The following is a 21,033-nucleotide window of genomic DNA, read 5'->3' as shown; positions in this document are numbered from 1 at the left end:
TGAATCCCCAAGGCAATTCAATCCTCGTCTGGCTCGGCAGGCTGGGTACGAACGCTAGGGCGTCTCGACTTCGCCGCTACGATCAACGCATCGATCTCTCCGACGTGACTTTCAGGCACACGACTGCGACGAGATTTCTTCCAAATGATCTCGCGCAGGGTTTCGAGATCTTCCAGCGGAATGACCGGAAACTGCGTCCATTCGCTTTCAGACTTTAGTTTGGACCTGAGCTGCCATTTTCCGGCATGGTGTGTGGCGCAGACCAGTCGGACGGCGCCTTCCTCGGTGGTCTCGCGCCACTCGTGCTTTTTCATAACGGTCGTTTTTCATCATCCGGGGAGTCGGCACGGCCCCTCGCCAAAATGGCGAAAAGGATCGTGCTTAAGACGCTGAACAGCATTTTCAAACGAAACCCTGAACAAGCATTATCTGAGCAATCCTACCGTGCTCGCAGCCTCTCGGCGATCCCAGAAGAACATCCCCGGTCATTTCCAAAGCCGCCTTTGTACCAACCGAACCATCTGCCGATGAGATACGCGTCGCAGAGATAATCCAATCACGCGACGAACACGGATCTGCAAGCTTCCCACGCGGTCTGCAGCGTGTGCATCTTTGGCGTCGATGCCCGCCGCCGGAATGCGGGCGTAAAGAATCGATGGAAGTCTAGCAGGCGGACCGAAAGGAATACCGGTGAATTCGCCAGGAGAAACCGCTAGGAACCTGCTAACATCGGAACGACAATTCACCGCACAAATCGTCGACCGGGATTCGTTGGAGTCCCACCGTTGCTTGTGTTAGAATCACACGCTGCAACCTCAGCATCCAGCGGCAAACACAGTTCTACTACCACGAATACAGCCAACGGCCTCACCACTCAATGAGACCGAAGTTCTTGACAACGTCCGCGACGTCTTCTCCGCTGAGCTTCCCTTTTCGACTTATCACCACAGGTCCATCATGAAAATACTATTCACGTTCTTAATTGTGCTCACGCTTTCTGGACAAGCGGTTTTCAGCCAGGATCGACCAAACGTTGTGATCTTGATGCCCGATGACGTCAGTCACCGAGTATTCACCTATTACAATCCCGATTCGACTTCTCAGACTCCCAACATTGACAAGCTCGCCGAGACGAGTATCCGCCTGACAGACTTTCACGTGTCCCCCAGTTGCGCTCCGACGCGAGCGGCTTTCCTGACCGGCCGATCCAACAGCGTGGCGGGAATTTGGCACACCATCGCGGGACGAAGCTTGCTCCGCAATGATGAACTCACCATCGCCGACGTGTTCAAACACAACGGATACGCTACCGGAATGGTTGGCAAGTGGCACCTGGGAGACAACTATCCGTTTCGCCCAAAAGACAGAGGCTTTGAATACGTAGCCTGGACAAAAGGTGGCGGTGCGGGACAGCAACCTGACTATTGGGGAAACATGCATCACTCCGCCCATTATTGGGTGAACGATGAGTTGGTCGAGATGACAGATGAAGACGATGGACTTGAGGGGGCATTTCTTACCAACTCAATGTTCAACCGTGCCTTCGAGTTTATGGAAGACAACCAGAACAAGAACAAACCGTTTTTTCTCTACTTCCCAACCGCCGCCGCCCATAGCCCTTGGCCCAAAGGCCCTGCCGACGCACGACCGGGCGTGCCAGCCAAACCGGCCACCGTTGAAAACATTGACAAGAACATCGGTCGTCTGATGAATTTCCTCGACGACAACAAGTTGGCCGAAAACACAATCCTCATCTTTTTCACCGATAACGGTAGCGGTGAATTTATCTATCGAGGCGGTAAGATCTCGTTTTATGACGGCGGGACACGTGTCCCGAGCTACGTCCGTTGGCCCGCCGGTGGGCTCGGCGGTGAAGGCAAAGGAAGAGACGTCACGCCTTTGACTGCCCATATGGATTGGCTGCCCACGCTAATGGACATCATCGGATTGGAAGATGTGCCCAACCGACCGGCCAAATTGAAGCTGCACGGACAGAGCTTTAAGAATTTTTTGGACACCGATCCGAGCAACGATCCTGGCCCCGAGTTCAAAGACAGAACGGTGACCATCTGCAACATGCGAAAGGAAAACTTCGAGAAGTATAGAAACGTCTCGGTGAAGAAGGACGAGTGGGACGGAAATACGATTACCCACAAATGGAGGCTAACTCGGTCCGGCGCCAAATCGAACTGGGAACTTTGGGACGTGCTCGCGGACAAGGCGCAGACCCAAAACCTCATTGGAGATCCCGCCCATGCTGCGATTGTCGAAGAGCTCAAACAAGCCTACGAAGACTGGTATCAGTTAGTGGCAGAACGCGCCGACGAGTTTCCCCGCACCGTCATTGGCCATCCGGCCGAACCCATCACGCAGTTAAACAGCCATGACTTTCACAAACAAGAGTTGTGGAACCACAAACTGGTTGCCGAGGGAGCTACCGGAAGCGGTTTCCTAGCCGTGGAGTTCGCCAAGCCTGGGACATATCGATTTGACCTTCGCCGATGGCCCAAGGAGGTCGAAGATCAGTCAACGTTGACAACGGCACCGAGTGGAGTTGTCTATGACGGAAAGACGGTCCCCAAAGCAATCGATGTTTCCAGTGCACGAATCAAAATTTGGAATGGCGATGACGTGTACGTAGACGAGCGCAAAGACGCAGACAAGGACGCCGATGGCGTCACGTTCACTGTGTCCGACCTGCCCGCTGGTCCCGCTTTCCTGCAAACCTGGTTTTACAACTCGGCAGGTGAAATGGAAGGCGCGGTTTACTACAACTACGCGAGCCCAGTGAGTTTGAAGTAGAGTCGCGCGTCAACCGTGGTGACAAAGCGGACATACTCTCCGAATCGCAGGAGCATCACTCGCTTGGAACTGTAGCCCGCTCCGCATGTAGCCCATCGTCAAAGAGAGATTCTCATTTTTTCGTCTTCTTTTCTTTGGGCTGCATCGAGGCTCCCACACTCGTTCGCCACTCGTTGAGTCTCTCGAGCAAGCGCTGACGCTCGGCAGGCCGCTGCTGAGCGAGGTTGTTCGATTCTCCGGGGTCGACAGCGAGGTCGTAGAGTTCAACCTTTTCATGCGTGGGGAATTCGATCAACTTCAGATCGCCCCTACGGATGGCCGACGAAAACCAGTCGCCCGTGCTGGTTGGACGCGGTGCTGGGTTGTGCCAGTAGAAGGTGTCGCGATCTGGTGCGACCCCGCCTTGCAACAAACTGACGAGGCTAACCCCGTCGTTCCCCGCTTTTTCGGGTTTGGGAATGCCGGCGATCTCAACAAACGTGGGAAAGAGGTCCAGCGTGCTGACAGGCGTCGCGATCTCTACCCCCGCCTTCACCTTCCCCGGCCAACGGACGATCAACGGAATCCGCAGACCGCCTTCATACAAATGACCTTTCCCCGCTCGCAACGGACGGTTCGACGTTGCGACCCCACGTTGGTTTCCCCGCGCACTCAAGCCACCGTGATCACTCGCGAGGACGACGACGGTGTTGTCTTCGATACCGAGCCGCCTGAGCTGGTTGAGCAAGCGACCGACTCCGTTGTCAACGCTCTGAATCATGGCAGCATACGTCGCATTATTCTGAACAAGCATATTTTCGCCGGCGCTCTCCAATTCCCACACCGCGTCTGGCTTTGGCAGTCCGGCGAGTTTCGCCTCATAGCGTTTGACAAGGTGCTTCTTGGCTTCGATCGGTGTGTGAACGGCGTAATGCGCAAGGACCGCAAAGAACGGTTTGCCACTGCTCTTGGTGCTTGTCTCAATAAAACTCAGCGTCTCCTGAGTGAGTCGATCGGTTAGGTATTCGCCTTCCGGCGCATCATCAAGTCCGACGATCGCAGCTTTTTCACCGTGGCCTTTTGAACGAGAAACCGTATAGGGAGCGAAGAAAGACCGAGTTGATCCCGCAGCTCCGGCAGCGACGATCGTGTCGAAGCCAACCTTATCCGGGCTGGAGGAGCCATCGCCGAGATGCCATTTCCCACAGTAGAAGGTGCTGTAGCCCGCGTCCTTGAACGCCTGACCGATCGTCGCGTCACGATCAGGCTCAACGTGAGGGCTGTCCTTCTGCCCCTGTGCTCTCGCCGGATGTTTGCCAGTGAAGATCGCGTAGCGTGACGGGACGCAGCGCGGATACGCCACGTATGCCTGAGTGAACCGCACGCCGCGGGCGGCAAGCCGATCCATGTTGGGAGTTTCGTAAAGCGTCGATCCGTAACAACTGAGATCACGTGCACCGAAGTCATCCACAAGAATAAACAGCACGTTGGGTTGCGGCGCAGCCTCGGCGGATGTCAACGCAAACAACAGCAAAATGGCGGGCAGTAGATAGTTCGTCATATGTTAAGCGCAATCAGGGGACACTCGATCTTGGACCAAACGACTACGATTGTCCATGAAGTATCGAGTGAGCACCATCGCGCAAACTCCGCACCATGCGAGATCCCAACGAAACGTCGTTTCGGTGTTGCGCTCGCGCATTTTCCGAGCTGCCGAGCTCAACTACCGCCTCGTCGTGTCAAAATGCTCAATCAGCGGGTAGACGCGAGTATTGAGTTCACGCATGGCGTCGAGCAACGGCGTGTAGGGTTCGTAGCGTGCATTGAACATGCCTTTGTTGCTATCCCTGTTGCTTGGATCAGTGTTGGGATTGCTGGGGTCGTTGTCCATGTATTTGAACCAGTGCCATCCGACACACGTTTTGGATTCCATCAGCGCTAACGTGAAGTTTTGGTAGAACGCACCGCGATCAGCCTGGGTCTTCACCAACCACCCGGCACCGCTGGTGTTGCCCATCCCGCTGTCGGCCCCCTTGGCATAGAACTCTGTGATGAGAATGGGCTTACCCGACCATTTCAACCAGTTGTCGAGATGCTCTTTGTTCGGGGTCCAGACATTGTAATAGTTGATCGAGATCGCATCGCACCAACGGCCTGCGGCACGCCACGCAGCAGCGTTATTCACTGCGGGACCATGGAAGCGAGACCCCAGACAAAGATGATGAGGCAGGGCTGCACGGATGGCCTTGGTCGTGATACGAAAATAGGTTTCATAGACATGTTCGACGAACTCACGACGAAGGTCATCGTTGATTTTGCCTTTTCCACGCATGAAAGCCTCCGCCCCCGCCTTCATGTTGGCGAAACCGCGTTTGGAATCGTCGAGCGCCAACATGCGATCAAGCATGTCTTTGGCAACGGGCAGCTCGTTGTCCGAAAACACACCGACGAGCCAAGGATCTTGCTTCATGTCGCCGAGTCGTTCGGCACATTGCGTCATGCAATACTTTTCAAAGTCCGGATGAAACACGGGCAGACAATCGTGCGCAAATCCGGTGTGACCGGACGCTTGATGGGTAAGATTGAGTTTCCTGCCAAAGCCACTCATCAGATGCAGCGTGACGGTGTATGGCATGGGCTTCGACGACGCACGCAGCACGTTGTCATCGGAGAACCCGCCGCATCCGTTGAACCCGAGCGAGCGAAAACTTTCGAGCGTCTTGTCCGCCCAACGCTCGTTCGAACCGAACAGACGTTGGAATGGCTCCTTCGAACCGTAGTCGTCGTGTGGCTTGACACTTCCAACACCGCTAAAAATGAATCGTCCGCCGTCGGGATCGATCAACCACCATCGATCGTTAATCTTTTCAACACGGAAGAAGCCCGTGCCGTCACGTTTACCATCTGCCAAGCCGCCAAAGCGGGTCAGCGCATCAGCTGCAACGGGTTCGACGTCGATACCTTTCAATGTTCGCGTCTGGCGCGACGTCCACTCTTTCCCACCTTTGGGCTGAGTATCGATCCACCGTGTCTCCGCGTGCAGAACGGAGGAAAGGGCGAGTAAGGAAACGAGCAAACATCGAATCACTGACATTGACAACACAGTATTAAATTCCCTTCCGTTTTTTACTTGAAGACTTGTCAGACGCCGAACTGCCCTCATTCTTGTCGATGAAGAATCAGGACCGAGCGAACCGTCGATCACTGATCGATATTGAAGGAACCCCGTGGGTGAAATCCTAGAACATCGCCTGCAGATTCAGACAGAAACAATCCGCTTGATTGCCCTCGTTCAAAACCCGTTAGTATCGTCGGCGGTTGTTTCTCAAACAAGTCATCAGCCATCTTTTGTAGAAACCCGGATGACGGCGGAAACAATTGAACAGGGGCACCTAGTACGATACAGCGTTGCGTTTTGAGTCAACGGTGAATGACGACGCGGTTGGAATCGTCCGGACTTTGACGACGCTTTGGAATCTTCCCCAGTAATAAAGTACTCTTTAATGTTGCTTCAGCAATCCAATGGGTGCTGGGGCGGTACTTCGGCGGCCACCACCGCTGCCGTGATCCTCGGGGAGTGTTTGGCGGGCTGGAGTCGCACGCGACGACAAGTGCGGTCCAGCCGCGTTCAAAGGAAGATACCATGCGTCGACTCATCCAATCGGTTGCCAAAGCTTTATTCGCCCAACCAAGCAATCGCAGAAGCTTGGACGCCCTGTCCATGAAGCTGCACGATGTCGTTCGACTTGGCAAACAAGAACAACTCGTTTCCAACCTGTCGAACAACTGAACGGACAAGGCCAGTCAGGCACGGCAAAGCCGAGTACCAGATGTTGTCCATTCGGCAACGCCTGCGTCCTTTCCCGGCCGGTTCCTTGCTCAACGAACCGCCAAAAGCCCCCCTTGTTTTGCGGCGTCCTCACTTTTGACGTCTCGTGTCGACTAGAATACCCGACGGATGCACATTCGATGGTAAGGAGGTAATAAGATTGACCGACGGAAAATACGAAGGCTATTACCACTATCTGCCTGTCAATGAAGCTGCCATTTCGTGGGGCATGTACTTAACCGGCGTGGGACGCGTGGCCGTGCCGCCGGACGCGGAGTACCCACCCAACGGGCACCCCGGGCTCTACCAATTCACTTGGGCGAGAGGGCGTGTGCTGCCGGAATTTCAGATGGTTTTGATTTCCAAAGGCACCGGCATCTTCGAGTCAGAAGACACCGGCGAAATCCCGGTCGCTGCAGGCCACGCGTTCCTTCTCTTTCCCGGTGTCTGGCATCGCTACAAACCTCAAAAAAACACGGGTTGGCACGAACACTGGATCTCGTTCAACGGCGTGATGACTCACCGTTTACAAGAGCTCGATCTGATTCATCCACAACGGGCGGTCGGGTCGGTCAAAGGATATAAAGCCGTCACGAAGAGTTTCGATCGCTTGATTCAGCGGGTCAAAGCATCGCCTAATCAGAACTCCGTCATGCTATCCATGCAGGTCATGGCCTTAATCGCCAGCGTGATCGAAGCGATGGCTGGTCCTGGGGAAATCGCCGGTGGCAACCGGACGGTTCGTCAAAAGGAAATCTCCGATCCGCTGGTCGCCGAAACGTTGGACCTCATTTGGACTCACAGTGACCGCGCATTTACCGTGAAAGCGTTTGCTGATCGTTTGGCAGTGAGTCGCCGCGTATTAGAACGTCGATTTTCTGCGGAACTTGGGCACACCATTCTCGAAGAGATGATCGCCTGCCGATTGAGCCGAGCCAAACGACTGCTTCGCGAAACACGTTTGGGAGTTAAGGAGGTTGCCTATATCGCCGGTTTCCCAAGTGAAGAACGGATGCGGGTGACGTTCAACGCAACCGAAAACATGTCCCCGTCGCAATATCGAGCTGCTGCCTTTGATCGAGGCGTGAAATAAGTCGCGGCCTTATCAACGTAGACGGCGGTATGAGATGACGGCGGACCGTCTGTCAACGCTGTAAATGGTCCGGTGCAAATTTGTCGTTCGATCATCCCCTTGAATTTTGGATGCGATCCCCGGTTTTCTGATTCGCGACCAAAGAAAGCGGCGCCGCACGGCAAACGGCTTGGCCCGACGCGGCGTGCATTGGAAAGGCCGCTCGGGTTCGCTCCGCTGATCCATCACGGGGAAATCTCACGCGAAAAATAGCGGCATCCCTACGCAATGATCAGCGTCCCCCGCGCATGCGTGCAGAACCTCATGTCGCGGCGACCTCTTTCATTTCGACGCCCATGAACCGGTTTTTCAGGGTCTTGCCCGACGACGAGCAGACCGGCGGAAAGTCGCAAAACAAGGGGTCAAAATTCATTGCCGAACCCTTGCCTTCGAATACATTTATCTCATTGGACACGCCTAGCGAGCATCCGAGCACCGTTAACAGCTTTCCTTTGGCTCGGGGACGTACTCACGACGCCAGCCGTCTCGACAACCCGGCGGGCGGAATGGGCACGGTGATCTGATCGCGAGCGACGTGTCGATACTTGCGGAACACAACCGACAATTCAGTTCTTTTCAGTTCGTTTTTTCTTTTCTGGAGCATTGACATGAAACGCGTTCGATTCGGATTTACCCTCGTAGAGCTTTTGGTGGTGATCGCCATTATTGGAGTTTTGGTGGGGCTGCTGCTACCTGCCGTGCAGGCGGCCCGTGAAGCAGCACGGCGAATGAGTTGCAGCAACAATTTCAAACAGATCGGGTTGGGAATTCACAACTACCATGCGGCCTACCAATCGTTGCCCATTCATGGCAACGGAACCGATATTCCGGGCGGCTCCGCACCATGGTCGTCGCTCAATAGCACGGTTTCGAATAATCGCCACGGATCGTTTCTGATTGCAATCTTGCCGTTCGTTGAACAGCAGGCATTGTGGGAACAAATCAGCAACCCACTTGCGAATCCTGGTAGCACCCCTAATCCATGGCAGGCCATGGGACCGGGGCCAGCGGTGATCGCGTACGCACCATGGACGACCGAACTTCCCGGTTATCGTTGCCCCAGTGATCCTGGCTTCGGATTGCCGGCACTTGGAAGAACTAACTACGGTGCCTGCACCGGAGACTCCTCCGTCATGTCTCGCGAAGGGGCGGTCTACGTTCAAACCGTCGCAAACGGTGCCACCATGCCGTATTCGTCGAACAACTCAACGCAAGCCGAGCGTTCACGGCTTGTACATCGTGGGATGTTTGTGTTGTTCGGCCGCATGCAATTTCGAGATACGCTCGACGGTTTGGCCAATACGATCATGTGTGGTGAATTGGCAACCGACCTCGGTGATGCCGACAACCGAACCTCACGGCCTGGTTCCGCATTTGCCGACACCGGCAGCGGACGAAACGAATGCCGCAAAGATCCGAAATGGCAATACCAACACCACGATCCACTTCGTCCGCAATTCTGGAGCCCCGCCGCAGCGGCGACGGTCAGTGCAACGAGTGCTCGTGGATATCGCTGGCACGACTGCCATCCGCTGTTCAGCCAGATTCATACGATTCTGCCGCCCAACTCGGGCCTTTGCACCGGCTTCAATGACAGTCACGACCAAACCGTGACCGTCTCAAGTCGGCACCAAGGTGGAGCTCACGTGCTGATGGGTGACGGAGCGGTGAAGTTCATCACCGACTCCATCGAAGCAGGCAACAGCAATCGCCACATGGTCTCTTACCACGGGTCTCCCGCATCCGAAGCTGGCGAGCCGAGCCCTTATGGGCTCTGGGGAGCGTTGGGCACTCGTGCCAATAAAGAAGTCATTGACACTGCCTTCTAGCATTCAACGCATTTCCTAAAACATCATGATGCAGTCTCGTCACCATAAACCGTGGCGAGGCTGCCTCGTTTACTTCTCATCGACACATCTGGACTTTTGAAAGAGATTACATGAAAACGAAAAACTTATTGTGTCTGGCGGTCATTTGCTTGCTGGTGGGGTGCTCAAGTTCTGATCCGGCTTCCATCACCGATGGTGCCAGCCAACAGCAAATTGACGACTACAATGCACTCATTGAAGCAGAGGCGAAAAGCGTCTCCGAATCACCCGAGCTGAAACGAAACGAATAGTTGCACGCTCTCGCGAACGTCGTCTCGCTGACGGGAAACTCCACAACAAACAGTTGCTGAGATCACCGATGCAATGCAACGATCAGCCGCTCTTCGTCAGCTCCATCTGTTAGATTGAGAACCGCCGCTGACGCAGAACGGCTGATTTTTTTCCACTTGGTTCAACGCGCCGTTAACGTTTTGATGCGTTCACGATCCAAGGTGTTAGCGACGAATCGACTTCATAGCTTGGAACGCAAGCCACCCACTCGCTCCGGCATCGCGTTTTCGTTGCCTCGAACATCCTTCACTAGAAGGCGTCACTTTGCACCAAAACATCGTGAATTGCCAATCAAACGCGAACCCCTGCGCCAGAAGGTGGATTTCCAGCGTGTCCCACGTTCTCGCGAGCGTCGCGACTTCAAAGTGCCGCTGTCCAACTGATGCTTTATTATCGTTGAAATTGAGGGCGAGACCGGACGGCTCGCGCCGTTCCGCTACGCTTTTTAGCGGTAGGGCGAGAACGTTCCGGTTCGAGCACCCCCAAGTTTCAGGTTAGATAACACACTGATAACCAACTGAATAAACCGACAAGCGAAAGCTTCGCCAAGCACGCGTTCGCCCTAAAGGCTTGACGATTTCCGCTACGTCCGGTCCCAGTAGACCAATCGGGATGAAGCACCAGCATTCATCCGCCATCGCATTTTTTATTACTCAATTGTTCGCCACTTGTCATGCCTACTCGCAACTACCTTCTGCTTCTCTTGCTGTTGATCGCTGTCCCTTCTTCCACTGGGCAAGACGCGCCTCCTGCCGCGATCACCAAACCCGCATTCGACTCCAACAATCAAGACTCGTATGCGGCGATGATTAGTCGCGGTTACACTCCCTTGTTCAACGGCAAAGACCTGACGGGGTGGCGCAATCCTTATCCGTTCGGCGAGGCCAAGGTAGTCGATGGCGAAATCCATCTGCTCGCGGACAAGAAGTTCTTTTTGGTTACAGAAAAGAAGTATTCAGACTTTCGGGTCAGCGTCGAAATACACCTTCCTGAAGGCCCAGCCAACTCGGGAGTCATGTTCCGATGCCATGTTGACCCCGATGCGGACAAGAAGGTGTTCGGGTACCAAGCCGAGTGCGATGGTTCGGACCGACGCTGGTCGGGTGGATTCTTCGACGAAGCTCGCCGAGGCTGGATTTGGCCGAGCACGCCAGGAAGATCAGAAAAGCAGTTCTTAGAACATGAAACGCAATCCAAAGCTGCGTTCGCAACCCCGATCATCGCCAATGCCCTCAATCGAAACGGTTGGAATCGGTTTGAGATCACATGCGTGAAAGATCTCATTACGATCGAACTCAATGGAATCCAAACCGTTCGCTTTCGTGACACGACGGATGCAAGCGGCTTCATCGGAATTCAGCACCACGGTGAAGAAGGTCAGACCTATCGTTTTCGCAATCTCTTCATCAAAGAGTTGCCGCAGGTTCCCGCCGAACGCCACGTGAGTTTAACCGAGCAAGAGCCGGTATCCATCAAACGCATCAACGACACGACAACGCTTATTGACTTTGGGAAGGTCGCCTTTGGCAACATCGCGATGCCGGTACCGTCAGGTCGCGGAACAGCCGCGGTGCATTTTGGCGAAAAGTTAAAAGACGGTCGCATCGACCAGAATCCGCCGGGGACCGTCCGCTACGGCATGACCCCGATTCGTCTTGGCGGACAAATGGGGAATTGGATCGTTCCCACACCCGTCGACGCTCGCAACATCGAACAAGCGGGGCTGATCTACGCGAACCCACCGGCCGTTTTAACGCCCGCGCAATGGCGATCTGTCATGCCGTTTCGCTGGGTCGAAATCGAAGGTGTTAGTTCCGACTATCCGTTCGATCTTATCCGCCGGCGCGCCGCATTCTCGAATACGTGGAATGACGATGCCAGTTCCTTCGAATGCTCTGACGAGACGCTCAATCGCATTTGGGATCTCTGTAAATACAGCATCAAGGCCACCACGTTCGCAGGCGTCTATGTCGATGGCGATCGTGAGCGAATTCCCTACGAAGCCGACGCGTACTTGAATCAGATCAGCCACTACACCACCGATAGTGACGTCACCATGGCGGCACGCACATTTGATTGGCTGATGGAAAATGGCACTTGGCCAACCGAGTGGGCACCGCACATGGTTTTCATGGCCCATGCCGAGTGGGTGTATTCGGGCGACAACGATTGGCTGAAACATCGATACGAATCGCTGAAGACCAAAACATTGATGCACCGCAGCGGAGACGATGGCTTGATTCGCAGCGACGAATCCGATCAGAAACGTCACGACATCGTTGACTGGCCCCAAAAGGAACGCGACAGCTTTGTGTTTACCGAAATCAACACGGTCGTCAACGCGTTTCATATCGAAGCGATTGAGCAGATGGCTGAGATGGCACGTGCGATCGGCAAGGATTCCGACGCGGAGGCATTTGAAGCTCGCGCGGAACTAGCGAAACAATCCTTCCAGAAACTCTTGTTCGACGAATCCGCCGGGATCTATCGCGACGGCGTGGGCACCGACCACAGCAGCATTCATGCAAACTTCTTTCCATTAGCATTCGGGCTCGTGCCGGAAGACAAAATCGCGGGCGTCACCGAATGGCTGAGTAAAAAGCAGATGCAGTGCAGCCCCTACGCGGCACAGTATTTCATGGAAGCGTTATTCAACCACGGACGCGATGAGCAGGCGTTGGATCTAATCACCGCCGACGGTGACCGCAGCTGGAAGCACATGGTCGACAGTGGAACCACGATCAGCTGGGAAGCGTGGGATCTAAAATACAAACCCAACCAAGATTGGAATCACGCTTGGGGTGCCGCGCCCGCAAACCTGTTGCCGCGATTCGTCTTAGGCGTCCAGCCAGCCACGCCGGGCTGGACCACAGCAACCGTCCGGCCATGCCCCTGCGGTCTGACTTTTGCCCACGGCAAAGTCCCCACCCCGCGTGGACCGATCGACATCGAATGGACCAACAAGACCCATTTCAAGATCACCGTGACACTCCCGGAAACGATCTCGGCAAAAGTGGACCTTCCCGCCACAAAGGCGAGCACCGGTGTCCTCATCGACGGACAACCCGTCGCGGCGACGAAGTCAGGCGATCGCTGGATTTTAAAGGACGAGGTCCACGGCTCGGTCACCATCGAGGTAACGCAACCCGCTAGCAATTGAATCAGGGCTTCCTACCGGACCGGCGCGATCACGCTGTTGATTTTGTCTTGCATCGATTGCTCGCGGTCCGTGCGAGTTCCGACTTTGATGCTGGTCGTGATTCGCGGCGCGCCGAGTGCGTGAACGCGTTCGTGGCAATGTTTGATCGCCGCAAACACTTCGTCCCAGTCACCCTCGATGTTTGTGCCGTAGGCGTGAAGCTGGTGTTCCAATCCCGCTTCCTGCAACACTTTCTGGCATTCAGCGACGTACTTGCCCACGGATACTCCCACCCCCATCGGGACGACACACAAATCGACAATGACTTTCATCTCAGTTGATTCCCTCACTTTTCGGCTCGGTCTGTTGTTTAACCACGGAGTTTAAACTCTCGCGTCTCGAACGGCAGTGGCCCAATGAGCAAGATTCCAGCCTTCACGATTCACTCTCGCTGGTCACCGCGGAACATCATGGCACACTGATTCTCTTGATGGGGGAGGGAGTGGAACCAGACGCGATTTCAGTCGCTGGTACGAGACGTCTGCTGCAACGAAAGTTATTTGCTATCAAACGTTTCAACTGTCCGGATCTGCGTTTGCTAAATAACGGACTTTCGAGAAATGCCGGGTTTCGCTAACCTCCCCACCGAAGAATGGTGACTAGGTTCACTTCCGATGGGTGTACGGGATGGATACAGGATGCGAGACGATAAGCTAGGAGCGGAAATGAAGACTTGGTTGCCATGGTGTCTGTTGAGCCTCGTATTCCTCGTTCCGGCATGTCGTTCCGCTGCGCCCCCCAGCCCTGATAGTTCTTATGATTTGGCACCCCCGGTTGCCGAAACAACGACATGGAAACCGGTTTCGTTCATCGACAGGCCTGAACTCCAAGCCGGAACGGGCGCGATGGATGCAGGTGTCGCACCGGAATTCTCGGCGACCGATTCAGGCCTGAGGTATCGCGTTCTGCGAAACTCAGACGGTCAAAAGCCGACGGCCGCCAGCACGGTGACCGTCCACTATCGCGGCTGGCTCAACAATGGAAAAGTATTCGACAGCTCGTACGAGCGTGGTGAACCGACAACTTTTCCTTTGCGAAATGTCATCGACGGTTGGACGGAAGGGATGCAGCTCGTGGGCGAGGGCGGAATGATCGAACTGTGGGTACCTTCGAAACTCGGCTACGGCGAACGAGGTTCCCCAGGCTCCATTCCCGCTCACGCGAACCTTCACTTCATCGTCGAACTCGTGAGTATCGACTAACCGTGATGTCGAGGCAGGCCTTCATTGTCATTAACAATGGCGACATTTGCGTTGGGGGAGCGTCGGTGTCGGTTTTAAGCAAGCCTCGAAAGCGCTACCATCCGGCTTCCGACAACCGAGACATCACGACCAGAAAGACGCAACACGCGCAAGGTTGCTTCACCGCCTGATACCGATTCAGAATCTGATCCAAAACGGGTCAGAAAGTGGTGGCTTGCATCGTCAAAAATTGATTTTTGGCGACTACTGAATTTGCTCGACTCGCTCGCTTTTAGAAGTGGAGTTTTTCAGAACAAACCAAGCCCCCGTGACCAGGACGGCAATCGCAAATCCGATCAAGATCATCCATGAGCCGCCTCGGGATCGGGTGTATTGGAAGTCCAAGGTGCCTTGAGCCAATGTGATGCCAGAAATGCTTTCGAGCAGTTCGTCTCGCGTCACCCGGTCGGTTGCAAAATCAGGCTTTTCGGACAGGGCATAAACGGTGAGGTGGTACTGTTTCGCCCCCGGTCCCTTCGATTTCATTGGGTCGTATCCCGCGTGCCCCTTGTCATTGAACCCCACAGTCCCGACTCCGTTCGCATTTCGAGGCAGGCTCGTGACATCGGCCGGGATGTCGTAAACCAGCCAATAGGACTTCACATCACCAGGCCCCGGCGTGTGCCACAAGTTCAGTGCATAACACTGAGTTCCGTCCGGCCCTTTCGTCCAAGCGATCGGTGGCGACTCGCCCGCGCTATCGCCGGTGAACTCGAGAGGCAATTCGTCACCTGCGGCAAATGCGGGACTGGTGACGTTCAATCGCGACGTGTTGGACGCACGACCTTCGTCGGGACCGGCATCCGATTCTGAGACATCGGATTGCGGAAGAAACGGTTTGCCCATGCGACTGCGATAAGTCTCGCTCCGTGTTTCCCCAGCTGGATCCTGAAACGTGAAGTCAACGGTGCTGTCGTCCTTGACGACATAGATCACTGATCCTTGCCGCCCTCTGACGTCGTACTCCAGCTTGAACCGGTTACCCGTTTTATTGAATCCAGTAATCACCGCGTCACGTAGCGGTCGCAGGTCAGGGCGGATCGGTTCGGCACGCGGCTGCGGATCAACCTGACCACCACGCTGGGTGACTTCGCCGTAGAAGCCACCATTCAAGTAGGGGTAGGTTTTCTGAGCGTGATAGTGGTAATTGCCAGCGGCGTCTTTGTGCCCGCCAAGATCGTCAAGCGTTGCAAAATCAGTCGCCTGCGGATCTTGATAGCCAAAGATCGGATATCCGTCCAACGCATAGCCAATTGGCTTGTCTTTGCCTGCTGTTTTTTCGAGATGAACCGGAGCAATGTGATAGTGGTAATCGTCGCCACGACCGCAATGACCACCGTACTCATCCAATTCACCAAACAAAAAGGCGTCATCACCGCGATTGTTCAACGGGTTGAAGATGGGCACGCCATTGACGGCCAGAGCGATAGCACCGCGTAAAAAATCGTTCTTGGTCGACATCGGACTCTTCGCCGGGACGGGGTGCAAAGGAATCCGCCACGCATTTTCCCCAAGGTATTTCTGCGGGATCGGAACTTGCTGTTGCCAAGACCGAATGCCAATCATCATCGGATGCTCCGGCAAACCATTAGAACCAACGTAAAGAAAGTCCTTGTCCCAACGAAGCCGCAGCAACTTCGCAAACGGTTGGAAGTGCTCACCGATGGCGGGCATGGTCTCTTTCTCTGCCGCACTCCCTGTTGTGGCTTGCACCCGCTGGTTCAACATCACGAGCTGAGTCACATGCTGACGGTTGAGAGCTCGGATCGTGTGCATTCGTTCCTGAACCCAGGCTTGGTCAGAGGCGGCCAATTGATTGATCGCTAAATCCGTGAGTGCCCCATCCTCTCTGCGAATTTGCACCCTGCCGTCCCTTGCGGAAACAAACGATCCGTTTAAGTGCGATCCACCCGAGGCGACGGACCAAGATCGCGATCGAGTGAGCGTGTGCGCGTGGCCGTGATGCCCACCTTCGTGTGCCGCGGGCTGGGTGGTTGTCATCAGACACAGCAGGCTCGCAACCGCCAGGATGAGAGGGCGTGAGTTCATGAGCATGGAATCTTTTTGGCAGACGTATCGAATTGTCATCACCGTTGTTTACGAGGCGGTCCACTCGGAACAATGTCGTTCAGATTGGAGAAATCAGGGCGAGCGTTTACGTCGGGTGGTGTGACAACGAGGTGTCGAAAAATGATGCTGTTATCGATTTTGGCATCTCCCGTCCCAGTGAAATGTGCGTCTTCCAAGGCGAACCCGGACTCGCATCCGGGGCTTTCGCCTGCCGTCGCTATCGCGACTAAGAATGGAAGCCTTCCTTGCGTGGTCTCGAATTCTAATCATCCCTGCCGAGCTGCTGAACAGCTTTGCTTCCAACGCGGCCTGCCGGACCTTGATCTTTGGTTCGGCAATGCCTGCCTCTTTCCGGTTTACGCGATGGAAACTTCGAATACATAGGTCAACGAAAAGTAGACGCCCAACAGGATGAATACCCATCCGGTCGCCATCCGCGCCCACCACTCGACCTTTCCGAGCATGTTGTAGGTTTTCCCCAATGACTTGGCACTATAGGCCAACAGCAAAGCAACCACGAGAACGGGCAGCGCCGTACCGATGCCGTAGACCAAAGGCAACACGATTGCTCCGCCAGGGACCGTTGCTGATGGCAGCGTCACGCCGACCTGTGACAAGACGCTGGTGATGGCGCCGGAATCGGATCCAAGTGTCAGTGCCAGCAAACCAAAGAACCAAGCTGCCGAGGTGGGACAAAACGAGACCGCAAACAGAGCACCAAGCAACAACGCACCCCAGACTCCCATCGCATCGACACGCTGCTTGAGCTTGTCCGTGATCATCCCGCCTCCGAAGCTGAACGTCACCAAGTCGGCCAGGAACATCCCAAGCAGCAGGAAGATGGGGCCGAGCAAAAGGTGCATGTATTTTTGCAAGAACACCGACACCGACGGTATCGACATGCTGGTCCATGTCAGAAGTCCCGCTAGAGCAATATAAAGCAGGCACCGACCCAGCGTGTAAAGCAGCCCCGCATGAATCACGCGGCTTGAGTTGCCGACATTGCCGCCGATGTACGAGATCGCTGCGATATTGGTTGCCAACGGGCAGGGGCTAATCGAAGTCAGCACGCCCAAATACAAGGCCGCCAAGGAGTAAAGGGAATAAGTAATCACAGCTGCACTCCATTGTCGGTGCGGACCAACGAGCGGGTTCCGGGTCGGTTCATTTGATATGCACTTTGACGTTCTCTTGCACGTACTCAATGAAAACTGGCTTCTCGCGCACCTTCACCCAAATGTCCTTCAGATCGGTGTACTCGCTTACCTTTGCATCCACCACCTTCGCAATAATCAACGCTGGCCCGGTCACTTTGTAAGCCTTTGCGAGATTTGCGTTCTCTGGCTGTTGAAAGTCGATGTAGCGAAACTCGACGGTGCCTTGGTTTATTTCGGTTGCGAACCCAGACGTGACTGCCTCTTCGGCGTAACTACCCATCATCTTGCATGTCGGACAACGCTCAGTGCGGTGGAAGTACATCACCACCACACGATCTGCCGGTGGATCGGCTGCCAAGGCGGTCATCGGAATCATTGTGCTGCAAGTCACAGCAGCGATCATCATCAGACGGAACACGAGAAACTCCCATTCAAGTAGTAAAGTGGTTTGGTTGAAAACGTTGTCTATTCAGGCAGCGGCAAATCGGCTGGCGACGGTTCTTCGCTGTCGATGGGCGTGTCATCTTCCACTGGCTGCGATTGCGTCCGGGCGATCGATTTGGATTGATAGACTTCACTCAGCATTGCGTCGATTTCATCGTGGATGAAGCTTGCGAAGGCTGGCTTGTCGTTGACGATTCCCCAAACTTGGTCGAGCCGCTTCCAATCGGCCATTTCGTCGTCCTCGAATCGCGTCAGCACGACGACCGGCATCACAATCTCGAACTTCTCCATCAGTCCAGAACGGTCATCTTCGTAATTCAACGTCTTCCAAGTGATTGTTCCGTCTTGCAGCTCCGCCGCGTATTGCGATTGCACAACTTCACTTGTTTGCGACTCGATCGCACGACAGGTCGTGCATCGTGTGGTGCTGTAGAAGTAATTGACAACGACGCGGTCAGGTTTCTCAGCCGACGTTACCGCCGTGCTGGATGCGACCGGAAATCCGCCCGACGCAGTCAACGCTTCGAGCTGATCGGCAATCCGAGTCAACTGCGGTTCAAGCCTGCTTGCGGCTTGGTTGTCCATTGCTTTGGCGATCAACACGACGATGGTCGCGAAGAAGAACGTCAGCAAACACACCGACAGTGATTTCTGTAAGTCCATGTCTAGATTTTCAATGCTCGAGTTTGATTCTTCTCACGCCGCGCGATCGACTACTGCTGTAGCAACCGAACGATTTCTTCGGGCGACGCGACCTTACCGACGATCTTGACATGACCGTCAACAGCCAACGCCGGTGTGCTGATGACGCCGAAACTGACGATCTCGTTGATGTCCTCAATCTTTTGAACATCCGCTTCGATGTACGCTGACCTAAGGGCAGTCTCCACATTCTCTTTAAGCGAAACACATTTTTTGCATCCGGTTCCTAACACTTGAATCGTTGTCATTTCAGTTACCTTTCATTATTCCAAAGGGATTGCGGACGCAGTCGAAGTGACCGCTGTTACCGCAGGAGCAGCGAATGTCTTCGCTTGAGAAGGGAAAATCGTGCCGTACGTCATGCCAGCGACGGTCGCCATGATGACCACCAGGGCAACAAAGACAGCTGTCTTGAGGTTTCCTATCACACTTCGGATGACCAGGATGCTGGGCAACGAAAGTGCAGGTCCGGCCAACAGCAAAGCCAGCGCTGGTCCCGTCGCCATCCCGTTCCGCATCAGTGCTCCTAAAATGGGTACTTCGGTGAGGGTCGCGAAGTAAAAGAGGCACCCCACGACCGACGCGATCAAGTTCGATAGGAAGCTGTTGTCGCCGACCAGCGACGCAACCTGTTTCTCAGGGATCAAAGCCCCCAAGAATCCGACGACAAAGACGCCGCCGAAGAGCAGCGGGATCAGCATCTTGGAAAAATCCCAGGTGTTGTCCATCCATTGACCGAAGTCCTCGCGGTCCAGCCACATCAGGCTCATCACGGCAACCAAAACTCCCATCATTCCGGCAAGGTACCAGCGAACGTGGTGGATTTGCGTGACCCACGTTTCAACGTCCTCAATGCTCGCGATCTCGGACTTCGCTAACCGCACGACTTCCGAGGCTTCGTGCCCGAGCACCGCGGATTGAAGTCGCAAATCGTAGCTCGTACCGGTTTCGTATTGCAGCGTCGCTGCGAACTGGGTGCCATCAGTCAGTTGCACATCCTTGTCACCAGGATTGAACCAATCGCTAAAGATCAGGAAGGCCAGCATCGCCGCTAGCATCGTCGCCGACTGCCAAAGAGGACGTTTCGACGCAGGCGGATCAGGCATTGCCATCGTCGCTTTGTTTCGATCTTCCTCGCTTTGGCGGAAAAACAATGCCATCAAAAGTCCAATGATCACGCCAAACACCATCGCACCGATCACGCGAGCAACGCCCAGCTCAAAGCCGAGTACGCGAGCGGTCAGGAAGATCGCGAGCACGTTGATCGCCGGACCGGCGTACAAAAAGCAAGCCGCCGGCCCCAGTCCCGCACCGATTCGATAAATGCCCGCAAACATCGGCAGAACGCTGCAAGAACACACCGCCAACACGGTGCCAGAGACGGAAGCAACCGAATAGGATTCGGTCTTACTTGCCTTCGGCCCCAGGTGCTTGAGCACCGACTCTTTTGTCAGGAACGTTGTGATCGCCCCGGCGATAAACAAAGCGGGGACGACGCAGGCGAGAGTGTGGTTGCGTGCGTACCACTGCAGCAGCACGAATGCCTCCACGATCGCTCCGGTCACATTGGCCGCGATCGGGCTCGCGTCGGGATCGAACGAAGGTGTCGCCAACGGCACGAAGTAGGCGAACAAAAAAACGCTCAAGAACGCTGCAAAGATCTTCCATTCTCGTAACACTGATCCGCTCCACCTACCCGTGCGTATTTGCACAAATGCACAAATACAAGCTCAAAAAAACACAACTACGACAACACCTTCAATTGATTTTTCAAGTGACCATGGACGACCGACTCAATACAGCCGAACAGACTGGTCAGACATTTCACTCGCAGTCGATAAAACACCATCTGCCCGTGTTTCTCGCTCTCGACAATTCCAGCATTCTTGAGCTGGGTCAGATGCCGTGAAACAGTGGACATGTCCGTTCCGATCGCCTCGGTGAGTTCACAAACGCACACCTCGTCATGCTCGGACAGAATATCGACCAGTTTCAGACGAGCCGGGTGCGCGAGCGCCTTGAGCACTTTGGCGCGGCTTTCGTATTTGGCTTTCTCGTCTTTGTCCATGCTGATCTCTATCGGCGATTGCTTACTTGCACGATTAGCCAAATATACACAGGTCGCAAAAGCGTGGCAAGAGCAGCATCGGGAAACTCGCCACAATCACCGCAAGGCCGCGAAGCAGACTCGTGAATCTGATCCACGAAAGGCGTGCCCCGTTGTGACGAAACGAGTGCTGTACTTGCACGTTTCAATCAACAGGATCGAACGAGTCGCATTGCAAGTGCCAGGGTCAAGCAGGTAGGCAGGAATCATCT

19 protein-coding genes are annotated in these 21,033 nt (G+C 54.7%); 8 read left to right on the top strand and 11 right to left on the bottom strand.

Annotation, left to right across the window (positions count from 1 at the left end):
- Positions 1-17 precede the first annotated feature (17 nt).
- Positions 18-314 carry a hypothetical protein gene (locus tag NB063_RS23700; protein ID WP_250931388.1) on the bottom strand — a complete coding sequence of 99 codons (297 nt, stop codon included), beginning with the start codon at positions 312-314 and terminating at the stop codon, positions 18-20.
- A 643-nt stretch (positions 315-957) separates the two neighbouring features.
- Between NB063_RS23700 and NB063_RS23695 the strand changes: the two genes are divergently transcribed.
- Positions 958-2,802, top strand: coding sequence for a sulfatase-like hydrolase/transferase (locus NB063_RS23695; RefSeq protein ID WP_250931387.1), 1,845 nt, complete (start codon positions 958-960; stop codon positions 2,800-2,802).
- Positions 2,803-2,914: 112 nt separating this feature from the next.
- Here NB063_RS23695 and NB063_RS23690 read toward each other — a convergent pair whose 3' ends face one another.
- Both NB063_RS23690 and NB063_RS23685 read right to left on the bottom strand, forming a co-directional pair.
- Positions 2,915-4,342: a sulfatase gene (locus tag NB063_RS23690; protein ID WP_250931386.1), complete on the bottom strand. Its 1,428-nt coding sequence runs from the start codon at positions 4,340-4,342 to the stop codon at positions 2,915-2,917.
- A 162-nt stretch (positions 4,343-4,504) separates the two neighbouring features.
- Complete coding sequence (locus NB063_RS23685; RefSeq protein WP_250931385.1) at positions 4,505-5,875, bottom strand: hypothetical protein; 1,371 nt, start codon at positions 5,873-5,875, stop codon at positions 4,505-4,507.
- Between the two features lie 549 nt (positions 5,876-6,424).
- Between NB063_RS23685 and NB063_RS23680 the strand changes: the two genes are divergently transcribed.
- The 6 genes from NB063_RS23680 (at position 6,425) to NB063_RS23655 (ending at position 13,061) form a co-directional block, all read left to right on the top strand.
- On the top strand, positions 6,425-6,571 hold the full coding sequence (locus NB063_RS23680; protein WP_250931384.1) for a hypothetical protein: 147 nt from the start codon (positions 6,425-6,427) through the stop codon (positions 6,569-6,571).
- A gap of 199 nt (positions 6,572-6,770) precedes the next feature.
- The gene (locus tag NB063_RS23675; RefSeq protein WP_250931383.1) at positions 6,771-7,703 is read left to right on the top strand and encodes an AraC family transcriptional regulator; all 933 of its coding nucleotides are present in this window, start codon (positions 6,771-6,773) and stop codon (positions 7,701-7,703) included.
- A gap of 335 nt (positions 7,704-8,038) precedes the next feature.
- Entirely contained in the window at positions 8,039-8,266 is a 228-nt protein-coding gene (locus tag NB063_RS23670; RefSeq protein WP_250931382.1) for a hypothetical protein, read from the top strand.
- Between the two features lie 84 nt (positions 8,267-8,350).
- Positions 8,351-9,571, top strand: coding sequence for a DUF1559 domain-containing protein (locus tag NB063_RS23665; RefSeq protein WP_250931381.1), 1,221 nt, complete (start codon positions 8,351-8,353; stop codon positions 9,569-9,571).
- A gap of 110 nt (positions 9,572-9,681) precedes the next feature.
- Complete coding sequence (locus NB063_RS23660; protein ID WP_250931380.1) at positions 9,682-9,861, top strand: putative periplasmic lipoprotein; 180 nt, start codon at positions 9,682-9,684, stop codon at positions 9,859-9,861.
- 845 nt (positions 9,862-10,706) lie between these two features.
- Positions 10,707-13,061, top strand: coding sequence for a family 78 glycoside hydrolase catalytic domain (locus NB063_RS23655; protein ID WP_322975286.1), 2,355 nt, complete (start codon positions 10,707-10,709; stop codon positions 13,059-13,061).
- Between the two features lie 11 nt (positions 13,062-13,072).
- On the opposite strand, the gene NB063_RS23650 is transcribed toward NB063_RS23655, so the two are convergent.
- Positions 13,073-13,372 (bottom strand): MTH1187 family thiamine-binding protein, encoded by a 300-nt coding sequence (locus NB063_RS23650; protein ID WP_250931378.1) that lies wholly within the window; start codon positions 13,370-13,372, stop codon positions 13,073-13,075.
- Between the two features lie 366 nt (positions 13,373-13,738).
- Between NB063_RS23650 and NB063_RS23645 the strand changes: the two genes are divergently transcribed.
- Positions 13,739-14,302: an FKBP-type peptidyl-prolyl cis-trans isomerase gene (locus tag NB063_RS23645; RefSeq protein ID WP_250931377.1), complete on the top strand. Its 564-nt coding sequence runs from the start codon at positions 13,739-13,741 to the stop codon at positions 14,300-14,302.
- A 243-nt stretch (positions 14,303-14,545) separates the two neighbouring features.
- Here the strand turns inward: NB063_RS23645 and NB063_RS23640 are convergent, their stop codons facing one another.
- The 7 genes from NB063_RS23640 to NB063_RS23610 all read right to left on the bottom strand — a co-directional run bounded on the left by NB063_RS23640 (position 14,546) and on the right by NB063_RS23610 (position 20,782).
- Positions 14,546-16,390: a YHYH protein gene (locus NB063_RS23640; RefSeq protein WP_261367555.1), complete on the bottom strand. Its 1,845-nt coding sequence runs from the start codon at positions 16,388-16,390 to the stop codon at positions 14,546-14,548.
- A gap of 377 nt (positions 16,391-16,767) precedes the next feature.
- Positions 16,768-17,526: an aromatic aminobenezylarsenical efflux permease ArsG family transporter gene (locus tag NB063_RS23635; RefSeq protein WP_250931375.1), complete on the bottom strand. Its 759-nt coding sequence runs from the start codon at positions 17,524-17,526 to the stop codon at positions 16,768-16,770.
- 49 nt (positions 17,527-17,575) lie between these two features.
- Positions 17,576-17,986 carry a nitrophenyl compound nitroreductase subunit ArsF family protein gene (locus NB063_RS23630; RefSeq protein WP_250931374.1) on the bottom strand — a complete coding sequence of 137 codons (411 nt, stop codon included), beginning with the start codon at positions 17,984-17,986 and terminating at the stop codon, positions 17,576-17,578.
- 47 nt (positions 17,987-18,033) lie between these two features.
- On the bottom strand, positions 18,034-18,675 hold the full coding sequence (locus NB063_RS23625; RefSeq protein ID WP_250931373.1) for a nitrophenyl compound nitroreductase subunit ArsF family protein: 642 nt from the start codon (positions 18,673-18,675) through the stop codon (positions 18,034-18,036).
- Positions 18,676-18,725: 50 nt separating this feature from the next.
- Positions 18,726-18,962 (bottom strand): thioredoxin family protein, encoded by a 237-nt coding sequence (locus NB063_RS23620; RefSeq protein ID WP_250931372.1) that lies wholly within the window; start codon positions 18,960-18,962, stop codon positions 18,726-18,728.
- Between the two features lie 15 nt (positions 18,963-18,977).
- Complete coding sequence (locus NB063_RS23615; protein ID WP_250931371.1) at positions 18,978-20,393, bottom strand: permease; 1,416 nt, start codon at positions 20,391-20,393, stop codon at positions 18,978-18,980.
- Positions 20,394-20,458: 65 nt separating this feature from the next.
- Complete coding sequence (locus NB063_RS23610; RefSeq protein ID WP_250931370.1) at positions 20,459-20,782, bottom strand: ArsR/SmtB family transcription factor; 324 nt, start codon at positions 20,780-20,782, stop codon at positions 20,459-20,461.
- Between the last annotated feature and the right edge of the window lie 251 nt (positions 20,783-21,033).

The organism is Aporhodopirellula aestuarii (assembly GCF_023701485.1).
GTDB classification, from domain to species: domain Bacteria; phylum Planctomycetota; class Planctomycetia; order Pirellulales; family Pirellulaceae; genus Rhodopirellula; species Rhodopirellula aestuarii.
This window is presented reverse-complemented; position numbering and strand designations above follow the sequence as displayed.